General features: G+C 43.0%; 1 protein-coding gene. It reads left to right on the top strand.

Annotation, left to right across the window (positions count from 1 at the left end; translation table 11 throughout):
- Positions 1-109: 109 nt before the first annotated feature.
- Positions 110-904 (top strand): hypothetical protein (locus QVO97_RS07835; protein WP_288189354.1); only part of this gene is annotated, 795 nt, incomplete at its 3' end.

The raw sequence follows: 904 nt of genomic DNA, 5'->3' as shown, positions 1-904 counted from the left end.
GCCGTCCGACTCGAAAAAGAACGAATCGGATGCCAATTCTGGTACAGGCTCTGCAGGTTTGGCGTCGGGAGCAGCCGGAGATTCTAATTCTCAGAATGGACAGCAAAATGTGGATAATTCCGGAAACCAAACGGGCGGCAGCCAGGAGACGGAGGTAAAACCTGTTTTACCGGAAGAGAAGGATTATGAATATTTTTATGATAAAGAAACTGGAAAATTTAAGGTAACCTTTAATATCAAAGAAGATGCCAAGGGTGACCAGACGATTGAGCTGAGCAAGGTGATGGAAGAGATCAATGCGGCTGGAAAGAAGCAGTTTGATGAGTGGTTTAAGACAGAAGAAGGAGCGAAGGAACTGGATGATGCACAGTTTTATGGTTCAACGATTCGGCAGTCATTCGGCGGCGTTGAATACATTTATAATCCGGTAAATGGTACAGCGAGTCTCTATGAAGAACCGAGCTGTACGACCGTGTTTGATGTCTATCTTACAAATGGCTCCAAACACACCTACGTGTATAAAAATAACAGCTTTACGGTATCGACTCCGGATATGAGCAATTCGGATCACACAGGTGTGACTGGATTTGACGGTCAGGAGCTGCCGGAAGATTATACAAAAGGCTTTCTTTCACCGAAGTATGACATTGAGAATGCGAGTACAACCGGAGTAATTGAAGATTTAGTCGATAAGGCACTTCAGGATACGCAGTCCCAGTGGCAGTATGGAATCGACAAAGATGGAAATTTGACAACCTCCCATTCACAGAAACTGACAAGGAAGGATATTAAAATCGGAACGCCGGTTTATCAGATTGGCAAAAAATATTATCTGTATTCAGAAAAATATGATTGCTATTATTGCGATTTTAATAGTGCACAGGTGGAAGAAGAACCAAAAGGT

Source organism: Clostridium sp. CAG:43 (assembly GCF_000434655.1).
GTDB classification, from domain to species: Bacteria; Bacillota; Clostridia; order Lachnospirales; family Lachnospiraceae; genus Otoolea; species Otoolea fessa.
The sequence above is the reverse complement of the archived record's forward strand: the minus strand, read 5'-3'. Positions and strand labels throughout refer to the sequence as shown.